Source organism: Streptomyces sp. NPDC055099, from assembly GCF_053607685.1.
Genome location: NZ_JBSGUA010000025.1, coordinates 9,215 through 28,244, shown reverse-complemented (window position 1 = coordinate 28,244; position 19,030 = coordinate 9,215). Strand labels below are relative to the sequence as shown.

The window sequence follows — 19,030 nt, the reverse complement described above, 5'->3', positions numbered from 1 at the left end:
TTTATATCTCCCCCCCCGCGCCTTTTTATTTTTTTAACACCCCTGCCCTTTCTTTCGCGGGGGCGGGGGGGGGGGGGGGGGGCCCACCGGGCCCGGCGACGAGGAGCGGCTGAAAACGTCGGCCCGCGAGCGGGGCCGGCCGTCAGTAGCGGTGGTGGTGGTCGTTGTCCGTCTCGACCACGGTCGCGCCCGGGGGCACGACTGTCTTGCGGCGAGCGTTGGTGAACGCGGCGACGCCGATCACGCCCACAGCCATCATGATCAGACCGGTGACGGTGAGGTTGATGCCTTCCATCTCCCAGTCGGTGGCGAACGCGAGGATGGCGCCCACGGCGATCAGAATGATGCATCCGCCCAGGCCCATGAGGACCGCCTCCCTAAGTCGTGGCAGGGCACCCGGGTACCCGGACCCGGCACGACCACACGAAGAAGCGGAAATCGGCCTTCAGTTCAGCGACTTCAGCCTTCGGCCACGCGACTTCAGCCTTCGAGGAAGGCCACGAGCGCGTTGGCGAGAAGGTGCGGGTCGTCGGCCCCGCACAGCTCGCGCACGCTGTGCATGGAGAGGATCGCGACGCCGATGTCGACGGTCTTGATGCCGTGCCGGGCCGCGGTGATCGGCCCGATGGTCGTGCCGCAGGGCATCGCGTTGTTCGAGACGAAGCTCTGGAAGGGCACGCCGGCCTTCTCGCACGCGGCGGCGAACACGGCACGGCCCGCACCGTCCGTGGCGTACCGGTTGTTGACGTTGACCTTGAGGATCGGGCCGCCGTTGGCGCGCGGGTGGTGCGTCGGGTCGTGCCGCTCCGCGTAGTTGGGGTGCACGGCGTGGCCCGTGTCGGAGGAGAGGCAGACCGTGCCGGCGAAGGCGCGGGCCCTGTCCTCGTACGTGCCGCCGCGGGCGAACACGGACCGCTCCAGGACGCTTCCGAGGAGCGGGCCGTCCGCGCCCGTGTCGGACTGGGAGCCGTTCTCCTCGTGGTCGAAGGCGGCGAACACGGGGATGTACGGCAGGGAGTCGGCGCCGTCCGCCGTGGCGACGGCGGCCAGCGCCGCCGTACAGGCGTGCACGGACAGGAGGTTGTCCATGCGCGGGCCCGCGATGAGGTCGCGGTCGCGGCCGAGGTAGGCGGGTGCCTCGATGGGGTGCGTCATCAGGTCCCAGCCGGTGACGTCGCCGGGGGCGAGCCCCGCCTCCTCCTCCAGGAAGCCGATGAGGTCGCCCTCGTGGACGTCGTCGCCGAGGCCCCAGATGGGCTGCATGTGCTTCTGCTTGTCGAGCTTGAGGCCGTCGGCGACGACGCCGCGGTCCATGTGGATGGCGAGCTGCGGCACTCTCAGGAGCGGCCGGTCGATGTTCACCAGGCGCGTCGAGCCGTCCCGCAGGGAGAGCCTGCCCGCGAGGCCGAGGTCGCGGTCGAGCCAGGAGTTGAGCAGCGGACCGCCGTAGATCTCGACGGCGACCTGCCGCCAGCCGTGCGCGCCGGCGTCGGGCTTCGGCTTCACGCGGAGGTTCGGCGAGTCGGTGTGGGCGCCGACAATGCGGTACGGGGTGTGCGCCGCTGCCCCTTCGGGCACGAACCAGGCCACGATCGCGCCGCCGCGCTGCACGTACTTCCCGCCGGTCGACCCGTCCCAGGCGTCGGTCTCCTCGACCTGCCGGAAGCCGGCCTTCTCCAGCCGCTCCGCGGCGGACGCCACGGCGTGGTACGGCGAGGGGCTCGCCGCGAGGAAGGTCAGCAGGTCGTCGGAGTGGCCGCGGTCGAAGGCAAGAGGGGCGCGCGAAGCGCTCTTCGCGGGGGCGGCGGCGGGAGACGGGCGGGCAGGTGTGCTCATGACTTCCAGCCTAGCTAGCGGTTTCCCCCTGGCGCGGGGGCCCGTTTCCGGGAGTTTCTGTACCGGATCTGCCCGTATCCGGGGGGCCTGTACCGCCGCGGAACGACGGCGGCCCGCCCCCGGAATCCGGGAGCGGGCCGCCCGTGGAACGTCGCGGAGGCTAGAACGCCGCCTCGTCCAGCTCCATGAGGTCCAGCTCGACGCCTTCGGCCAGCTTTCGCTCGTATCCGACGCCCGGCAGGACGTTCGCGGCGAAGAACTTGGCCGCGGCGATCTTGCCTTCGTAGAAGGGCTTGTCCTTGGCGGAGGCCGTGGCCAGCTTCTCGGCGGCGACAGCGGCGCCCCGCAGCAGCAGGTAGCCGACGACGACGTCGCCCGAGACCATCAGGAGGCGGGTCGTGTTGAGGCCCACCTTGTAGATGGACTTCACGTCCGACTCGGTGGCCGCGAGGTCCGTCAGCATGACGCCGACGATGGCCTCCAGCTCGACGGCGGCCTTGGCCAGCTCCTCGCGGGCCCCGGCCAGCGTGTCACCGCCCGTGCCGACCGCGAGGAACTTCTTGATCTCCTCGGCGAGGCCGTTCAGCGCGGCACCCTGGTTGCGGACGATCTTCCGGAAGAAGTAGTCCTGGCCCTGGATGGCCGTCGTGCCCTCGTAGAGGGTGTCGATCTTGGCGTCACGGATGTACTGCTCGATGGGGTACTCCTGGAGGTACCCCGAGCCGCCGAACGTCTGGAGCGACTGCGCCAGCTGCTCGTACGACTTCTCCGAGCCGTAGCCCTTGACGATGGGCAGCAGGAGGTCGTTGAGCGCGATCAGCGCCGACGCGTCCTCGCCCGCCGCCTCCTTGACCTGGATCTCGTCCTGGACGGCCGCGGTGTGCAGGACCAGGGCGCGCATGCCCTCCGCGTACGCCTTCTGCGTCATGAGGGAGCGGCGTACGTCCGGGTGGTGCGTGATGGTGACCTTCGGCGCCGTCTTGTCCATGAACTGGGCGAGGTCCGGGCCCTGCACGCGCTCCTTGGCGTACTCCAGGGCGTTCAGGTAACCCGTCGAGAGCGTCGCGATGGCCTTCGTGCCGACCATCATGCGGGCGAACTCGATGATCATGAACATCTGGCGGATGCCGTCGTGCTTGTCGCCGATCAGCCAGCCCTTGGCGGGGTGCTGGTCGCCGAAGGTCATCTCGCACGTGTTGGACGCCTTGAGGCCCATCTTGTGCTCGACGTTCGTCGCATACACGCCGTTGCGCTCGCCCAGCTCGCCGGTCTCCCAGTCGAACTCGTACTTCGGGACGAGGAAGAGCGAGAGGCCCTTCGTGCCGGGGCCGTGGCCCTCGGGGCGGGCGAGGACGTAGTGGAGGATGTTCTCCGACATGTCGTGCTCACCGGACGTGATGAAGCGCTTCACGCCCTCGATGTGCCAGGAGCCGTCCTCCTGCAGCGTCGCCTTCGTGCGGCCCGCGCCGACGTCCGAACCGGCGTCCGGCTCGGTCAGGACCATCGTCGAGCCCCACTGCTTCTCGACGGCGATCGCGGCGATCTTCTTCTGCGCCTCGTTGCCCTCGTCGTGCAGGATGCCCGCGAACGCCGGACCGGAGGAGTACATCCACACGGCCGGGTTGGCGCCGAGCAGCAGCTCCGCGTAGCTCCAGATCAGGGAGCGGGGCGCGGTCGTGCCGCCGATGCCCTCGGGCAGGCCCAGGCGCCAGTACTCGGAGTCCATGAAGGCCTGGTAGCTCTTCTTGAAGGACGCCGGGACCGGCGCGGTGTTGGTGGCCGGGTCGAAGACCGGCGGGTTGCGGTCGGCGTCCTCGAAGGACTCCGCCAGCTCGTTCTCGGCGAGGCGGCGCAGCTCCTCGAGGATGCTCTTGGCGGTGTCGACGTCCATCTCGGCGAACGGGCCGGTGCCGTACAGCTTGTCGCGGCCGAGCACCTCGAAGAGGTTGAACTCGATGTCGCGGAGATTCGACTTGTAGTGCCCCATGGCGACGGCTCCGTAAGCAGAAAGGGATCAACAGGATCTGTACCAGCAAGTAGCTACGATGATGCTACCCGCCAGTAATAAGAAGCAACCCCTAATAGGGCATCTGTGACTCAGTCCTCGTGCGGGCTCAGTACTCTTGCGGGCATGTACGGCTACGACCAGAGCCCAGGCGCCCAGCAGCAGTACGCCCCGCCCGGGGCCCAGCCGCCGCCGCAGCAGATGCCGGGCGGCGCGCAAGGGTACGCACAGCAGCCTCCGCTCTACCCCGAGCCGTCGCCCCCGTCCCTCGCGGACGCGGTGCGCGCCTTCACCACGGGCTCGATGTCCGCCGAGGACTTCCAGCAGGCCTTCGCCACCTCGAAGGTCTACTGCCCGCGTGGCGACAACCCCGGTTTCCTCGCCCTGCACAACACCCAGCAGCCGGTCATCCCGATGTTCACCTCCCTCAAGGAGCTGCGCCGGTACGCGGGCAAGGAGTCCAAGTACTTCGTGATCACGGGCGCGGAGGTCATCGACCTCCTCCCCACCGGTTACGGCTTCGTCCTGGACATGGAGGGCGAGCACCGCATGGTCTTCGACGCGAAAGCCGTCGAGCAGATGGTCGACTTCGCGATGCGGAGGATGTACGGCTGACGTCTGAGCGGTTTTCGCTGCTCGGCCTTCGGCCTCGCCCCCCGGTTCGTCTTCGCCTGCGGGGCTGTCGTGGCTGGTCGCGCAGTTCCCCGCGCCCCTTTGGGGCGCTCCTGGAGCCCGGAGGGAATTACCTTCGGGCTCTTCGCGTTCCCGGTGGCAAGAAGTTCTACGTTCAACTAAAGTGAGCGTACGAAGAAGGAGGCACCGACATGCCCGCTGTGACCGTCGAGAACCCGCTGACCCTGCCCCGTGTGGCCGCGTCCGGCGACGCCGTGGCCCGCCCCGTGCTCGCCGTGACGACCGCGCCCAGCGGCTTCGAGGGCGAGGGTTTCCCGGTACGCCGGGCGTTCGCCGGGATCAACTACAAGTACCTCGACCCGTTCATCATGATGGACCAGATGGGTGAGGTGGACTACGGAGCCGGTGAGCCGAAGGGCACGCCCTGGCACCCCCACCGCGGCTTCGAGACCGTCACGTACCTGATCGACGGCACCTTCGTGCACCAGGACTCGAACGGTGGCGGCGGCACCATCCAGAACGGCGACACGCAGTGGATGACCGCCGGCAGCGGCCTCCTGCACATCGAGGCGCCCCCGGAGTCCCTCGTCCAGTCCGGCGGCCTCTTCCACGGCCTCCAGCTCTGGGTGAACCTGCCCGCGCGGGACAAGATGATGGACCCCCGCTACCAGGACATCCGCGGCGGTCAGGTGCAGCTCCTCACCTCCCCCGACGGCGGCGCGCTCCTGCGCGTCATCGCCGGTGAGCTCGACGGACACCAGGGCCCCGGCATCACGCACACGCCGATCACGATGATCCACGCGACGGTCCGCCCCGGCGCCGAGGTCACCCTGCCCTGGCGCGAGGACTTCAACGGCCTCGCGTACGTCCTGGCCGGACGCGGCACGGTCGGTGCCGAGCGCCGCCCGGTCCACATGGGCCAGACGGCGGTCTTCGGCTCCGGTTCGTCGCTTACCGTCCGCGCCGACGAGAAGCAGGACGGGAACACCCCCGACCTGGAGGTCGTGCTCCTCGGCGGGCAGCCGATCCGCGAGCCCATGGCGCACTACGGCCCGTTCGTGATGAACAGTCAGGCCGAGCTCAAGCAGGCGTTCGAGGACTTCCAGAAGGGCCTGCTCGGCACGGTCCCGGCCGTGCACGGCATGTAGCCACCGGCTGTTCGGCGTACACGACATGCGGGGCCACGCGGCCCATGCTCGGGTAGGAGGGTGAGCACCCTTCTGCCCGAGCCCGTACGCCGTACCGCCGCCTGGTGCGTGGTCCTCCTGCTCGTCACGGGCGTGGCCGCCGTGGCGATCTGGCTCTTCGTCACCTTCAAGACGGCCGCGACCCCGGTGCTGCTCGCCCTCCTCGGCACGGCGCTCCTGGGGCCCGTCTACCGCTGGCTCCTGAAGATGAAGGTGCAGCGGTCGCTGGCCGCCGGGCTCACCTGCGCGGCCGTCGTCGCGGTCGTGGGCGGCGCCATGTACATCGTGGTCAAGGCCCTGATCGACACCGGCGACCAGATCGTCGCCTCCCTGAAGCAGGCCGCCACCGACCTCTCGAAGCACTTCGGCGCCGCGGGGACCTCCCTGGACGACATGGCGTCCAACGCCAAGGAGCTGTTCGGCAAGTTCGGCGGGTCCGCCGCGTCCGGAGTGATCAGCGGGCTCAGCGTCGTCGGCGAGATGATCGCCATGGCCGTCCTCGCCCTGCTGCTCGTCTTCTTCTTCCTGCGCGACTCCGACCAGGCCCTCGGGTCCATGCGCTCGCTCGCGCCGCGCGGCACCGCCGACACCGTCGAGGCCATGGGGCGGCGCGCCTTCGAGGCCGTCGAGGGCTTCATGCGCGGGACCACGTTCATCGCCCTGATCGACGCCCTCTGCATCACCGTGGGGCTCCTGATCCTGCGGGTGCCCGGGGCGTGGGGGCTCGGCGCGCTCGTGTTCATCGGCGCCTACATCCCATATCTGGGCGCCTTCATCTCCGGCGCCGTCGCCGTCCTGGTCGCGCTCGCCGACCGGGGCTTCGTCATCGCGCTGTGGGCGCTGGGTGTCGTGCTCGCCGTCCAGGTCCTGGAGGGGCACGTGCTCCAGCCGGTGATCCAGTCACGGACCGTGCAGATGCACCCCGCGATCGTCATGCTGGCCATCGCCGCGGGGGCGTCCGTGGCGGGAATCCTGGGGATGCTGCTCGCCGTGCCGGTGACGGCGGCGGTGTTCGGCGTGATCGCCGAGCTGCGGGAACGTCATGACGCGGAGGGATCAAGCCTGTCCGGCGTCTGAGGACGAACTCGGCGGAGCCGGTGACGGGCGGTGCCCGGGGCTTCGGGGTGCCTGGGTCACTCGCCCGCGGTGCCCTCGTACAGCTCGAACCAGATGCTCTTGCCCTCGCCCCGCGGCTCCACCCCCCACTCGTCGGCGAGCAGTTCCATCAGGACCAACCCCCGCCCGGACGAGGCCAGTTCGCCGGGATGGCGCTTGTGCGGCAGGTCGTCGCTGCCGTCCGAGACCTCGGCCCGCAGCCGCCGTGAGCCCGGCTCCCCGATGACCTCGGCGACGAGCAGCGCGTCGCCGTCCGTGTGCACCAGTACGTTCGTGATCATCTCGGAGACCATCAGGACCGCCGAGTCGACCTGGTCGGGGACCGCCCAGTCGTGCAGCAGCTCCCGCACATGGCGCCGCGCCCCCGCGATCCGCTCCGGCTCGGCCTGCGCGACCGTCAGGACGGTGCGCCGGGCGGGCGTGCGGTGGGCGGGGTGCCCGGCCCTGCGAAGCAGCAGGACCGCGATGTCGTCCTCGCGCCGGTCCACCAGGGGACCCGTGGTGTGGTGCGAGGAAGGCCCATGCACGGCCTGTACGAGGGTGTCGGCGAGCTCTTCGAGGCCGTCGTCCTCACCGTCGCCCCCGTGCTCCTCCAGGATCTTGCGGATTCTCGTCCAGCCGCTGTCCAGGTCGTGGCCGCCGGTCTCGATGAGGCCGTCGGTGCAGATCAGCATCGTCTCGCCGGCCTCCAGGACGAGCCGGGTCGTGGGGTAGTCCGCGTCCGGGTCGATGCCGAGCGGCAGGCCGCCGGCCGTGGGGCGCAGCAGAACCGTTCCGTCGCTCATCCGTATCGCCGGCTCCGGGTGGCCCGCGCGGGCGATCTCCAGGACGCCGGTGACGGGGTCGGCCTCCACGTAGAGGCAGGTCGCGAAGCGCGGGTCGGCGGGGTCGCCGCCCGCGTCGCCGTCCGACCCGATCGTGATGCCGTCCGTGATCCCGGAGAGGAAGCGGGTCGCCCGGGAGAGCACGGCGTCCGGACGGTGCCCCTCGGAGGCGTACGCGCGCAGGGCGATCCGCAGCTGGCCCATGAGCCCGGCCGCGCGCACGTCATGCCCCTGTACGTCGCCGATGACGAAGGCGATGCGGCCGCTGGGCAGCGGGATCATGTCGTACCAGTCGCCGCCCACCTGGAGCCCGCCCCCGGTGGGCACATACCGCGCGGCCACCGTCATCCCCGGGATGCGCGGCCCGAGCAGCGGCAGCATCGAGCGCTGCAGCCCCTCCGTGAGCTCCCGCTCCGACTCGGCGACCCCGGCCCGCGACAGGGCCTGGGCCAGCATCCGGGCCACCGTCGTCAGGACGGAGCGCTCGTCCGGCGTGAAGGACACGGGGTAGGCGAAGGCCGCCAGCCAGGCGCCCATCGTGCGGCCCGCGACGGTCAGCGGCAGGAACGCCCACGACTGCCGGTCGAAGGGGCGGGCAAGGGGCCATGTGGCGGGATAGCGGCGGTGGTACTCCTCGGGGGAGGAGAGATAGACCGCGCGGCCCGTGCGGACCACCTCGGCGGCCGGATAGTCCGTGTCCAGGGGCATCGCCGAGAAGGGCAGGTCGTCCCCCGGCTGATGCCCGTAGTGCCCGATGATCTTCAGCCGGTCGCCCTCGACCCCGAAGACCCCGAGCCCGTCCGGCGAGAACCCCGGCATGGAGAGCCCGCTGGCGACCCGCAGCACCTCCTCCGTGGACCGCGCCTCGGCGAGCGCGCGTCCCGCGTCGAGCAGGAACGCCTCACGGGAGCGCCGCCAGTCGCCGGTGACGGGGGTGCGGGCGGCGGCGCCCGGCGGGGGCTCGGTGACCTCCTGGAGGGTGCCGATCAGCTCGTACGAATGCGTGACCTCGTCCACGACCGGCTTGGAGCGGCTGCGCACGATGCGGATCACCCGCCCCTGGTCGTCCATGATCCGCAGGCGCGCCTCGGCGAGGGTGCCCTCGGCGACGGCGAGCTGGACGATGCCGTCGATCTCGTTCCAGTCGACGGGATGGAAGCGGGAGCGTACGCCCGCCTCGGTGAGGGCCTGGGGGTGCGGCGGAAGGCCGAGAAGCCGGGCGGCCTCGGCGTCGAGCGTCACGGTGCCCGCCGAGTTGTCCCAGCGCCACAGACCGGTGGCGATCGCGGCAAGGACGTCCCGGACGGGAGGCAGGGGTTCGTCCCCGGCCTGTCCCGCCTGCTGCATGGGATCGTCGGTGCGCATTGACCCACTTTAGGAAGATCGATGGACAAGCCGCCACCGCCGAAGAGGGAGGGGAGGCCTTCACGGGTGATCCTGCACGGGTGATCGCGGGAGTAATCCGGAAAGCGATCTCCGCCCGGACGGTAGCCTTAAGGCTTGTCTGCTCTCTCCCCTATTCGCGAAGACTGGATGAACGAAGATGCATCGGTACAGGTCCCACACCTGCGGCGAGCTCCGCGCCTCTGACGTCGGCTCCGACGTCCGGCTGAGCGGCTGGCTGCACAATCGCCGAGACCTGGGTGGCATCCTCTTCATCGATCTGCGCGACCACTACGGCATCACGCAGCTGGTGGCCCGCCCCGGCACGGCCGCCGCCGAGACGCTCGACAAGCTCTCCAAGGAGACGGTCGTCCGCGTCGACGGCAAGGTCGTCTCGCGCGGCGCGGAGAACGTGAACCCGGAGCTGCCCACCGGCGAGATCGAGATCGAGGCCGCCGAGGTCGAGGTGCTCGGCGCCGCCCAGCAGATCCCCTTCACGATCAACGCGGACGACGGCGTGAACGAGGAGCGGCGCCTGGAGTACCGCTTCCTGGACCTCCGCCGCGAGCGCATGCACCGCAACATCATGCTGCGCTCGTCCGTGATCGCCTCCATCCGCTCGAAGATGGTGGCCCTCGGCTTCAACGAGATGGCGACGCCGATCCTCGCCGCGACGTCCCCCGAGGGCGCCCGCGACTTCGTTGTCCCCTCCCGCCTGAACCCGGGCAAGTTCTACGCCCTGCCCCAGGCCCCGCAGCAGTTCAAGCAGCTCCTGATGATCTCGGGCTTCGACCGCTACTTCCAGATCGCGCCGTGCTTCCGCGACGAGGACGCGCGAGCGGACCGCTCGCCGGGCGAGTTCTACCAGCTCGACATCGAGATGTCCTTCGTCGAGCAGGAGGACGTCTTCCGTCCCATTGAGCAGCTCATGACGGAGATCTTCACGGAGTACGGCGGCGGCCGCGAGGTCACCTCCCCCTTCCCGCGCATCCCGTTCCGCGAGTCGATGCTGAAGTACGGCAACGACAAGCCGGACCTGCGCGCGAAGCTGGAACTGCACGACATCACGGACATCTTCGAGGGCTCGGAGTTCAAGGCGTTCGCGGGCAAGCACGTGCGCGCCCTCCCGGTCCCGGACACGGCGTCGCAGTCCCGCAAGTTCTTCGACGGCCTCGGTGACTACGCGGTCGAGCAGGGCGCGAAGGGCCTCGCCTGGGTGCGCGTCGCCGAGGACGGCTCGCTGACGGGCCCGATCGCGAAGTTCCTGACGGAGGCGAACGTAGAGGAGCTCACGAAGCGCCTCTCCCTTTCGCCCGGCCACGCGGTGTTCTTCGGGGCGGGCGAGTTCGACGAGGTCTCGAAGATCATGTCCGCCGTGCGCGTCGAGGCGGCCAAGCGCGCGGGCCACTTCGAGGAGGGCGTCTTCCGCTTCTGCTGGATCGTCGACTTCCCGATGTACGAGAAGGACGAGGAGACGGGTCGCATCGACTTCTCCCACAACCCCTTCTCGATGCCCCAGGGCGGCATGAAGGACCTGGAGGAGAAGGACCCCCTCGACATCCTCGCCTGGCAGTACGACATCGTCTGCAACGGCATCGAGCTCTCCTCCGGCGCGATCCGTAACCACGAGCCCGAGGTCATGCTGAAGGCCTTCGCGATCGCTGGCTACGAAGCGGAGACGGTGGAGCGGGAGTTCGCGGGCATGCTCCGCGCCTTCCGCCTCGGCGCCCCGCCGCACGGCGGCATCGCCCCCGGCGTCGACCGCATCGTGATGCTCCTCGCGGACGAGCCGAACATCCGCGAGACGATCGCCTTCCCGCTCAACGGCAACGCCCAGGACCTGATGATGGGCGCCCCCTCGGAACTGGAGGAGTCCCGCCTCCGCGAACTGAACATCCAACTCCGCAAGCCGGTCGCTTCCGGCAAGGGCGACGCGGACAAGTAGCCCTGACCGCAGGCAGGCTGAGGGCCCGGAACCAATGTGGTTCCGGGCCCTTTCCCATGTGTTACTCGCCCTGATCCGAGGTTTCGGCGAACAGTCCGTCGGCATCGGTGACCGTGACGGCACGGACGAGCCAGCGGTCGAGGATCTCCAGGTCGGTACAGGCGTTGATCCGGTCGAGGGCACTGTCCGGTACCGGGATACCGCGCACTTCCAGGAAGAGCAGGAGCGCCTCGGCTTTGCCCTCGGCTTCGCCTTCGGCCTTGCCCTCGAGGTACTTCTCCTCGGCGAGGGTCCCGTGACCCGGAAAGTAGATCGTCACGCCCATCACGTCCCTCCATGTTGCTCTGGCCGGGGTGTCTCCCAGACCGACGTCGAGCAGTTGCCAGTAGTAATCGATGGACTCGTCGTCGGCCGTTCTCAGCGCAGTGGCCAGTGCGTCCAGTATGGCGGTGCAGTCGGGGCTGCGCCCGTGCATCAACGCGGCGAAGGCGGCGAAGGCGAGGTTCTGTGCGACCTCGTCCGGGTCCGTGATCATCGGCACGTTGTCGGGGCCGACAACCATCGGATGCACGCTGATGGCGGTCCAGCTGTCAAGGCCGATCCGAAAGGGCCCCATGGCCCAGACGGAAGTGGCCTTGTCCTGGCACACGACGAGCAGCAGTGCGGGAATGTTGTACTTCGAGTAGAGATACGAGAGGTAGTACCCCCAGCTCGCCGCCTTCTCCGGGTCGCGGCGTCCCTGAGCCTCGATGGCCAGCAGGAAGGCGCTGCCGTTCGGTGCGCTGATGCGGAGCACGGTGTCGATCCGGCGTTCAAGAGGGCGGATCTCGGTGACGTCCGGCGAGAGCACCTCGACGGATGGCCGGTCAGGAAGCGGCACGCCGAGGATCCGGAAGACCGGCATCAGCAGCTCCGGCCGCTCCTGGAAGATCCTGTGTGAGGCCTCGTGTTGAGAGGTGACCATGGGGGGAACCTAGGTGGATCAAGGGCCGGGTGTTCCGGGCGGCGGGCTGCGATCACTCATTCGAGTGCGGGCGAAACGTTCACGCCGCTGCGGTGAGCTCGCCGATTCTCTTTCCCGCCGAGAACGGACTCGCCGCGCTCATACGTGGGGTCAAATACGGGGCGTATGGGCTGAAGTAGGCCCCCGAAGGGGTCTGGGGTTACCCCGACGATGCATGGGCCTGGTGTCCGTACGAGGGCCCGCTGGAGCAGGTCGCCTCCCGCTCGGGCCTGGCCGCCGTCGATGGAGTAGTGGATCTTGGGGGCGCAGGCTGGACGTGTCCGGGGGTTCCGGAGCGACCAGCAGGTTTTCCAAGGGAGTTCACCCATGTCCGACCGTCCTCAGAAGCTCGCGCGAGTTCACACGACGGCCACGTCGCCCTCCAGGCCCCGCCGGGCGCTCGCCGCGGTGGCCGTGGCGGCCGCCGCGCTGGCCGTGGCCGGCACGTTGCCCGCGTCCGCCGCGCAGTCCCCCGAATCTCGCGACGACATACGCAAGGGCATGGAGCGCCTCGTCACCGACGACAAGTTCCCTGCCGTCTTGGCCGCCACCGTCGACCGCGACGGCCGGGCCCGCAACTACACCGCCGGTGTGGGGGACTTGAAGACCGGGGCGAAGGTGCCGGTGGACGGGCAGGTGCGGGCGGGCAGCAACACCAAGACGTTCACCGCCACCGTCGTCCTCCAACTGGTCGGCGAGGGCAAGGTCGAACTCGACGCCCCCGTCGACGACTACCTGCCCGGACTGCTGCGCGGCGAGGGCATCGACGGCCGGGACATCAAGGTCCGCCAACTGCTCCAGCACACCAGCGGGCTGCCCAACTACACCGACCACATGCTGGAGGACGTCTTCGGCAAGGGCCGCCACACCTACTACCAGCCCCGGGACCTGATCGACAGAGCGCTGGAGCACAAGGCGCAGTTCGCCCCCGGGGAACGTTGGGCGTACAGCAACACCAACTACATCGTGGCCGGCCTGCTCATCGAGAAGGTCACGGGACGGCCGCTGGCCGAGCAGATCACCGAGCGTGTCATCGACCGCATCGGACTGCGCCGCACCTACTTCCCCGACGTCGGCGAGGAGGGCATCCGCGGGGCCCACCCCCAGGGTTACCACGCCGAGAAGCCCGGAGCGCCGCTGAAGAACCGCACGGAGCTCGACCCCTCCTGGGGCTGGGCCTCCGGGCAGCTGATCTCCACCCCCAGCGACCTGAACCGCTTCTTCTCCGCCCTGATCGGCGGCAAGCTGCTGGGGCCGGCCCAGCTCGCGCAGATGCGCAAGACGGTCGAGATCCCCGACAGCCCCGTCGCGGGGGCCGGTTACGGCCTTGGCCTCAGCAGCACTCCTCTGAGCTGCGGCGGAGTGGCGTGGGGGCACGGCGGTGACATCCCCGGTTACCACTCGCTCCCCGGCGTCACCGATGACGGCCGCGCCGCCACGATCGTCGTCACCGCCGACTGGGCACCCACCGCGAAGGGCTTCACGAACGCCGACGCCCTCGTCGACGCCGCCCTCTGCAAGAAGTGACGCGCCCGGCACGGCTCAGCTCAGCGGCTCCGCAGCAGTTCCACGATGCTGGAGAAGCTGTCCTTTGCGTGGCCCGCTTCCATTCCCCGGCGGAACAAGTCCGCCACCGCTGACGGCAGCGCGGCGTCCACGCCCGCGTCGGTGTGGGTGTCCACGACGTGTTCCATGCTCGCGAGGCCCATGGCCAGGCGGTCCACGTCGCCGTCGTGGTTGCCCGCGTCGATGCGCGACGAGTAGAAGGACAGGAACTCCGGCATCCCGGTCATGTTCTGCGAGGCGTACGGGAGGATGTCCGCCGCCGAGAGGCCGTTGGCCTTGGCGAGGGCGACCGCGTACCAGTAGCTGGAGATGCTCGTCCAGAAGATGACCATGTTGAGCTGGTACATCAGGGCCGCGAGGCCTGGGTCCTCGCCCCGGTAGTCCGTCTCGCCCGTCAGCACCTCAAGGGTCGTGCGGTGCTTGTCGTACGCCTCGCGCGGGCCGCTGTAGAAGGTGGAGGCGTCGGGGGTCCCGATGCCGGAGGGCGGGACGAGTACGCCGCCCGTGAGGTGGGTCGCCCCGTGGCCGGCGGCCCAGCTCGCCGCCTCGCGGGCCTTCTTCGGGGTGTCCGAGCTGAGGTTGACGATCACCCGGCCGGAGAGCACGTCCGTCGCCGGTTCGAGTACGGAGTACACCGCGTCGTAGTCCGTGAGGCTAAGGATCACCAACTCGTTGGCGGCGACCGCCTCCTCGGGGGTGGCGGCGAGGACCGCCCCGCGCTTCACCAGGTCGTCCGCGCGGGACGCCGTGCGGTTCCAGAGGGTGACCTGGTGGCCCTTGTCGAGCAGGGCTGATGCCATCGCGTGGCCCATGGGGCCGAGGCCGATGAGGGTGAGAGAAGTGGCGGGGGTGGCGGGGGTGGTGGGGGTGGCAGGGGTGGCGGTGGCGTTCATTACTACCTCCAGGGCTCAAGGCCACGACTAGAACGAGCGCTCTATCTAGAGCGCTGGCACAACGTAGCACGTCTCTGGAACGAACGCTCTAATTAGGCGCGAGGTAGAGTGACCCCATGGCCAAGACCAGCGCAGCCGCGACCCCCGGCACCCGCGAACGCATCGTCGTCGCCGCCGCACGCCTCCTCCAGCGCCAGGGGTACGTCGGCACCGGCATCAAGCAGATCGCGAAGGACGCGGAGGCCACGCTCGGCTCCGTCTACCACTTCTTTCCCGGCGGCAAGGAAGCCGTCGCGGTGGCCGCGATCACCCACAGCGGCGAGGAGTTCGCCGACATGCTGCGCGCCGCGCTCGCCACGGCCGACGAACCGGGCGCCGCGATCGAGTCCTGCGCCGCGGAACTCGCCGTCGGGCTGCGGGAGTCGGGCTGGGTCGACGGCTGCCCCGTCACCGCCGCCGCCCTGGAGACGCTGGGCACGGACTCGGAGATCCAGCGGGTGTGCGCGGCCGCGCTGGCGAGTTGGGAGCGCCTGGTCGAGGAGAAGCTGCTCGGCTCGGGCTTCGCCGCGCCGGACGCGCGGGACCTCGCGACCACCGTGATCAGCGCCCTGGAGGGCGCGGAGGTGACGGCCCAGGTGAACCGCAGCGAGGAGCCGCTACGGGCGGCAGGGCGCCAACTGGCGCGGCTCGTGGGGTCGTACGGGGTGCAGGGAGGAAGTGTGGGGGTCGTGGGGCGTTAGCCCGCGCGGTGGGTGGGAGATACGCCCTGTCGGCCCTGCTGCCGCTGTTGGCCCCGCTGCTGCTGTTGCCCCCGCTGCCCCTGGTTCGCTGTTGTTGGAACGCGTCGGCAGTGGCTCATGAACGCCTGCTCAGTTGTTGAATCGCGTCGTGGCCGGAGCGCGCAGTCAGCTCAGACAGCCGGTGAGTGCGAGGCCGCCGAGGCTGTCGCCTCGGCCCACTCCGCCACAAGCTTCTCGTACTCAAGGTGTTGTTCGGGGCGAAGATATCCGCCCGTCCGCAGCCAGAGCGCGCGTATCTCCTCGTTCACCTCGGCCGCGGGGCGCGGCCGGTCGGGGGTGTCGGGAGTCGTGGTCATACAGTGAAGCGTACGTACGAAGATGTGAAGACGGCGTGAGTTCTGGTCGAATGTGATCGGAATCGCTATTGGACCCGCATGAATCAGCCAAGTTGGGCAAGAAGCAGGGGCCCGTGACGTGAATCACGAGCCCCTACGGGTCAGTTCAGCTCCGGCGGTCATAGCCGGACAGTTCAGCCGATCACGACTGCTGACGTCTACTGACGACTGCTCACAACTGCTGACGCCTGCTTACGACTGCTTCGGCTCCTCCAGGCGCGGGAAAAGCACCGCGCCCTTCGTGACCGTCGCGCCCACCGGCAGCTGGCCCCATGTGCCCGCGTCCTGGACCCGCTGTTCGGCGAGTGCGCCGAGCGAGGTCTCGGCGCCGAGCGAGTCCCACAGCTTCTGCGAGGTCTCGGGCATGACGGAGTTGAGGAGGACGGCCACCGCGCGCAGCGACTCCGCCGCCGTGTAGAGGATCGTCGCCAGGCGGGCCTTGCCCTCCGGGGACTCGTCCTTGGCCACCTTCCACGGCTCCTGCTCCGTGATGTAGCCGTTGACCTGCTTGACGAAGGCGAAGACCGCCAGGATGCCGGCCTGGAAGTCCAGCTCCTCGCCGATCTTCAGGTCAGCGGCCGACACTGCCTTGGCCAGACCCTCCTGGACCGCCTGCTCGGCCGCGCCGACCGCCGTCGCCTCGGGAAGCGCGCCGCCGAAGTACTTGCCGACCATGGCCGCCACGCGCGAGGCGAGGTTTCCGTAGTCGTTCGCGAGCTCGCTCGTGTAGCGGGCGGTGAAGTCCTCCCACGAGAACGAGCCGTCCTGGCCGAACGAGATGGCGCGCAGGAAGTACCAGCGGTACGCGTCGACGCCGAAGTGCGAGGTGAGGTCCTGCGGCTTGATGCCCGTCAGGTTCGACTTCGACATCTTCTCGCCGCCGACCATCAGCCAGCCGTTCGCCGCGATGCGGCCCGGCAGCGGGAGGCCCTGCGCCATGAGCATCGCGGGCCAGATGACCGCGTGGAAGCGGAGGATGTCCTTGCCGACCAGGTGCACGTCGGCGGGGAACGTTGACTTGAACTTTTCCTCGTCCGCGCCGTAGCCGACGGCCGTGGCGTAGTTGAGGAGGGCGTCGACCCAGACGTAGATGACGTGCTTGTCGTCCCACGGGACCTTGACGCCCCAGTCGAACGTCGAGCGCGAGATGGAGAGGTCCTGAAGGCCCTGCTTGACGAAGTTCACCACTTCGTTGCGGGCCGACTCGGGCTGGATGAAGTCCGGGTTCGCCTCATAGTGGGCGAGGAGCCTCGGGCCGTACTCGCTCAGCTTGAAGAAGTAGTTCTCCTCCTTGAGGAGCTCCACCGGCTTCTTGTGGATCGGGCAGAGCTTCTGGCCCGCGAACTCGCCGTCGTCGGCGCCGTCGATCAGGTCGCCGGGGAGCTTGTACTCCTCGCAGCCCACGCAGTACGGGCCTTCGTAGCCGCCCTTGTAGATCTCGCCCTTCTCGTAGAGATCCTGGACGAACTCCTGGACGCGGTCCGTGTGGCGCTTCTCCGTCGTACGGATGAAGTCGTCGTTCGCGATGTTCAGGTGCTCCCAGAGAGGCCGCCAGGCCTCGTCCACGAGCTTGTCGCACCACTCCTGGGGCGTGACGTCGTTCGCCTCGGCAGTGCGCATGATCTTCTGACCGTGCTCGTCCGTGCCGGTGAGGTACCACACCTTCTCGCCGCGCTGACGGTGCCAGCGCGTGAGCACGTCCCCTGCAACGGTCGTGTAGGCGTGGCCCAGGTGAGGAGCGTCGTTTACGTAGTAGATGGGGGTCGAGACGTAGAACGCCTTCGCGTTCTCGCCCGCTCCCTGCTTCTCGGATCCAGTGGCCGCCATGGTCGAAATCCTAACGGCCCCGGAGGGGGCGATTCACCTCGATTCCAGGGGGTGGACCCCGGACCCCGCGGGGTCCACCCCTTGGGTTTCCCTTTGGGTTACGGGCGCCAGGCCGCCAGCAGGCCCTCGTACAGCTCCGCGTCCGTGAGCTCGCGGGGGGTGGGGCCCGCGTGGAAGAACGCGGCGTTCTCCGCCTTCAGCTTGCGGAGGTAGTCGAAGCCCTTCGCCTCGTGCTCGCCGAACGCGACGAACTGGAAGAAGAGGGGGTGCTTGGCCGCGTCCGCGAGGGCCTGGTTGGCGGGGCCCTTCGCGTCCGGGGGGCCGTCCGTCTGGAAGACGACGAGGGCGGGGCTGCCCTTGTGCTTCGACTTCTCGTAGTGGGACACGACCTCTTCGATCGCGGCGTGGTAGCTGGTGCGGCCCATGCGGCCCGCTGCCGCGTGCATCTCGTCGATACGGCCCTCGTGTTCGGGGAGGGTGAGGGTGCCGGTGCCGTCGATCTCGGTCGAGAAGAAGACGACGTGCACGGTGGCTTCCGGGTCCGTGTGGGCCGCCAGGGCGAGGACCTGCTCGCCCAGGCTCTGGGCGGAGCCGTCCTTGTAGTACGAGCGCATGGAGCCGGAGCGGTCGAGGATGAGGTACACGGGGGCGCGGACGCCGGTGAGGTTTCGCTTTTGCAGCGCGGCACCGGCTGCCTTGTACGCGGCGGCGAGGGCTGGCTGCGCCAGGGCTGCGGCGGTCTCTTCCTCACCCGAAGCTTCGGGCTCCGCCGCTGCTTCGGGCTCCGCGGGGGCTTCGGGGGTCGGCGGTTCCTCCGCCACGGGGGTTTCCGGCTCAGCCGGGGCTTCGGGTGCCGCGGGCTCCTCTGCGAGGGGGGCTTCGGGCTGCGCCGGGGCTTCGGGTGCCGTCGTCTCCTCTGCGAGGGGGGCTTCCGGCTCCGCCGAGGTCACGTGTACTTGCGCCGCTTCATCGGCACCCGGCGTCGAGGGCTGTGCCCACCCTTCCCCAAGCTCTCGGCTCCGCTCGAGCAGGGGAGGCCCCAATCGCCCAGCGGGACGATTGCCCACAGCGGCAGCGGCGGCGTTGACCTCGCTCGCCCCGGCCTCGGGCGCGGCAGCGGCGGTGGCGTCGGCATCCTCGGCCCCGGCTTCGGGCGCGGGCGCGGCAGCGGCGGTGGCATCTTTCGCCCCGGCCTCAGTCTCGGCACCGGCAGCGGCGTCGGCATCCTCCGCCCCGGCTTCGGGCGCGGCAGCGGCGGCGGCAGTCTTGGCGTTCTCCGCCTCCGTCTCGGCCTCGGTGCCGTCGGGGGTCGCCTGTTGTGGGCATTCGTCCCGCTGGGCGGGACGGGTGGGCACAACTGACGGTTCCGGTTCAGCGGCGTCAGCGACAACCGCCTCGGGGGCGACAACCGCGGGGGTCACGATCTCCGCTTCCGGGGCGTCGGCCTCGGGCTCGGGGGTGACCTCCGCCTCCGGGGCGGAGTCGGGCTCGGCGGCAGCTGCGGGGGCGGCAAGCTCCGCCTCCGGCTCCACCGCCTCGGGGGCGACCGCTTCGGGGGTCACGATCTCCGCTTCCGGGGCCTCGGCCTCGGGCTCGGGGGTGACCTCCGCCTCCGGGGCGGAGTCGGGCTCGGCGGCAGCTGCGGGGGCGGCAAGCTCCGCCTCCGGCTCCACCGCC

15 protein-coding genes are annotated in these 19,030 nt (G+C 69.6%); 6 read left to right on the top strand and 9 right to left on the bottom strand.

Translation table 11 applies throughout. From position 1 onward, the window contains the following. Positions 1 to 142: 142 nt before the first annotated feature. The 3 genes from ACWFRU_RS38045 to ACWFRU_RS38035 form a co-directional block, all read right to left on the bottom strand. Positions 143 to 364, bottom strand: a complete 222-nt coding sequence (locus ACWFRU_RS38045; protein WP_453692706.1) for a DUF6458 family protein — start codon at positions 362 to 364, stop codon at positions 143 to 145. Positions 365 to 480: 116 nt separating this feature from the next. Further along, complete coding sequence (locus ACWFRU_RS38040; protein ID WP_453692704.1) at positions 481 to 1,836, bottom strand: M18 family aminopeptidase; 1,356 nt, start codon at positions 1,834 to 1,836, stop codon at positions 481 to 483. 160 nt (positions 1,837 to 1,996) lie between these two features. Continuing rightward, positions 1,997 to 3,823 (bottom strand): acyl-CoA dehydrogenase, encoded by a 1,827-nt coding sequence (locus ACWFRU_RS38035; protein ID WP_453692702.1) that lies wholly within the window; start codon positions 3,821 to 3,823, stop codon positions 1,997 to 1,999. A 144-nt stretch (positions 3,824 to 3,967) separates the two neighbouring features. On the opposite strand from ACWFRU_RS38035, the gene ACWFRU_RS38030 reads away from it, so the two are divergent. The 3 genes from ACWFRU_RS38030 (at position 3,968) to ACWFRU_RS38020 (ending at position 6,738) form a co-directional block, all read left to right on the top strand. Next, a complete protein-coding gene (locus ACWFRU_RS38030; protein WP_363210398.1) occupies positions 3,968 to 4,456 on the top strand; it encodes an SseB family protein in 489 nt (162 codons plus the stop codon). 209 nt (positions 4,457 to 4,665) lie between these two features. Next, a complete protein-coding gene (locus ACWFRU_RS38025; protein ID WP_453692700.1) occupies positions 4,666 to 5,622 on the top strand; it encodes a pirin family protein in 957 nt (318 codons plus the stop codon). 60 nt (positions 5,623 to 5,682) lie between these two features. Then, positions 5,683 to 6,738 carry an AI-2E family transporter gene (locus ACWFRU_RS38020; protein WP_453692698.1) on the top strand — a complete coding sequence of 352 codons (1,056 nt, stop codon included), beginning with the start codon at positions 5,683 to 5,685 and terminating at the stop codon, positions 6,736 to 6,738. A gap of 56 nt (positions 6,739 to 6,794) precedes the next feature. On the opposite strand, the gene ACWFRU_RS38015 is transcribed toward ACWFRU_RS38020, so the two are convergent. Then, complete coding sequence (locus ACWFRU_RS38015; RefSeq protein WP_453692808.1) at positions 6,795 to 8,948, bottom strand: ATP-binding SpoIIE family protein phosphatase; 2,154 nt, start codon at positions 8,946 to 8,948, stop codon at positions 6,795 to 6,797. Positions 8,949 to 9,144: 196 nt separating this feature from the next. Between ACWFRU_RS38015 and aspS the strand changes: the two genes are divergently transcribed. Then, the gene (gene aspS / locus ACWFRU_RS38010; RefSeq protein ID WP_453692696.1) at positions 9,145 to 10,929 is read left to right on the top strand and encodes an aspartate--tRNA ligase; all 1,785 of its coding nucleotides are present in this window, start codon (positions 9,145 to 9,147) and stop codon (positions 10,927 to 10,929) included. A 61-nt stretch (positions 10,930 to 10,990) separates the two neighbouring features. On the opposite strand, the gene ACWFRU_RS38005 is transcribed toward aspS, so the two are convergent. Continuing rightward, entirely contained in the window at positions 10,991 to 11,893 is a 903-nt protein-coding gene (locus ACWFRU_RS38005; RefSeq protein ID WP_453692694.1) for a hypothetical protein, read from the bottom strand. A gap of 366 nt (positions 11,894 to 12,259) precedes the next feature. Here ACWFRU_RS38005 and ACWFRU_RS38000 point away from each other — a divergent pair, with 366 nt between their 5' ends. Next, entirely contained in the window at positions 12,260 to 13,459 is a 1,200-nt protein-coding gene (locus tag ACWFRU_RS38000; RefSeq protein ID WP_453692692.1) for a serine hydrolase domain-containing protein, read from the top strand. 20 nt (positions 13,460 to 13,479) lie between these two features. On the opposite strand, the gene ACWFRU_RS37995 is transcribed toward ACWFRU_RS38000, so the two are convergent. Then, positions 13,480 to 14,391, bottom strand: a complete 912-nt coding sequence (locus ACWFRU_RS37995; RefSeq protein ID WP_453692690.1) for an NAD(P)-dependent oxidoreductase — start codon at positions 14,389 to 14,391, stop codon at positions 13,480 to 13,482. Between the two features lie 116 nt (positions 14,392 to 14,507). On the opposite strand from ACWFRU_RS37995, the gene ACWFRU_RS37990 reads away from it, so the two are divergent. Continuing rightward, positions 14,508 to 15,131, top strand: a complete 624-nt coding sequence (locus ACWFRU_RS37990) for a TetR/AcrR family transcriptional regulator (protein ID WP_453692688.1) — start codon at positions 14,508 to 14,510, stop codon at positions 15,129 to 15,131. A 170-nt stretch (positions 15,132 to 15,301) separates the two neighbouring features. Here the strand turns inward: ACWFRU_RS37990 and ACWFRU_RS37985 are convergent, their stop codons facing one another. The 3 genes from ACWFRU_RS37985 to ACWFRU_RS37975 form a co-directional block, all read right to left on the bottom strand. Next, positions 15,302 to 15,487 (bottom strand): hypothetical protein, encoded by a 186-nt coding sequence (locus ACWFRU_RS37985; protein WP_453692686.1) that lies wholly within the window; start codon positions 15,485 to 15,487, stop codon positions 15,302 to 15,304. A gap of 231 nt (positions 15,488 to 15,718) precedes the next feature. Next, positions 15,719 to 17,353 carry a methionine--tRNA ligase gene (gene metG, locus ACWFRU_RS37980; protein WP_453692684.1) on the bottom strand — a complete coding sequence of 545 codons (1,635 nt, stop codon included), beginning with the start codon at positions 17,351 to 17,353 and terminating at the stop codon, positions 15,719 to 15,721. Positions 17,354 to 17,451: 98 nt separating this feature from the next. Beyond that, positions 17,452 to 19,026 (bottom strand): VWA domain-containing protein, encoded by a 1,575-nt coding sequence (locus ACWFRU_RS37975; RefSeq protein WP_453692806.1) that lies wholly within the window; start codon positions 19,024 to 19,026, stop codon positions 17,452 to 17,454. Positions 19,027 to 19,030 lie beyond the last annotated feature (4 nt).

Bases quoted from the DNA above. Each gene is read 5' to 3' on its own strand.
- ACWFRU_RS38040 (WP_453692704.1), bottom strand. From the start codon at position 1,836: ATGAGCACACCTGCCCGCCCGTCTCCCGCCGCCGCCCCCGCGAAGAGC.
- ACWFRU_RS38015 (WP_453692808.1), bottom strand. From the start codon at position 8,948: ATGCAGCAGGCGGGACAGGCCGGGGACGAACCCCTGCCTCCCGTCCGG.
- ACWFRU_RS38000 (WP_453692692.1), top strand. From the start codon at position 12,260: ATGTCCGACCGTCCTCAGAAGCTCGCGCGAGTTCACACGACGGCCACG.
- ACWFRU_RS38025 (WP_453692700.1), top strand. From the start codon at position 4,666: ATGCCCGCTGTGACCGTCGAGAACCCGCTGACCCTGCCCCGTGTGGCC.
- ACWFRU_RS38030 (WP_363210398.1), top strand. From the start codon at position 3,968: ATGTACGGCTACGACCAGAGCCCAGGCGCCCAGCAGCAGTACGCCCCG.
- ACWFRU_RS37995 (WP_453692690.1), bottom strand. From the start codon at position 14,391: ATGAACGCCACCGCCACCCCTGCCACCCCCACCACCCCCGCCACCCCC.
- metG (WP_453692684.1), bottom strand. From the start codon at position 17,353: ATGGCGGCCACTGGATCCGAGAAGCAGGGAGCGGGCGAGAACGCGAAG.
- ACWFRU_RS38045 (WP_453692706.1), bottom strand. From the start codon at position 364: ATGGGCCTGGGCGGATGCATCATTCTGATCGCCGTGGGCGCCATCCTC.
- ACWFRU_RS38035 (WP_453692702.1), bottom strand. From the start codon at position 3,823: ATGGGGCACTACAAGTCGAATCTCCGCGACATCGAGTTCAACCTCTTC.
- ACWFRU_RS38005 (WP_453692694.1), bottom strand. From the start codon at position 11,893: ATGGTCACCTCTCAACACGAGGCCTCACACAGGATCTTCCAGGAGCGG.
- ACWFRU_RS37985 (WP_453692686.1), bottom strand. From the start codon at position 15,487: ATGACCACGACTCCCGACACCCCCGACCGGCCGCGCCCCGCGGCCGAG.
- aspS (WP_453692696.1), top strand. From the start codon at position 9,145: ATGCATCGGTACAGGTCCCACACCTGCGGCGAGCTCCGCGCCTCTGAC.
- ACWFRU_RS37990 (WP_453692688.1), top strand. From the start codon at position 14,508: ATGGCCAAGACCAGCGCAGCCGCGACCCCCGGCACCCGCGAACGCATC.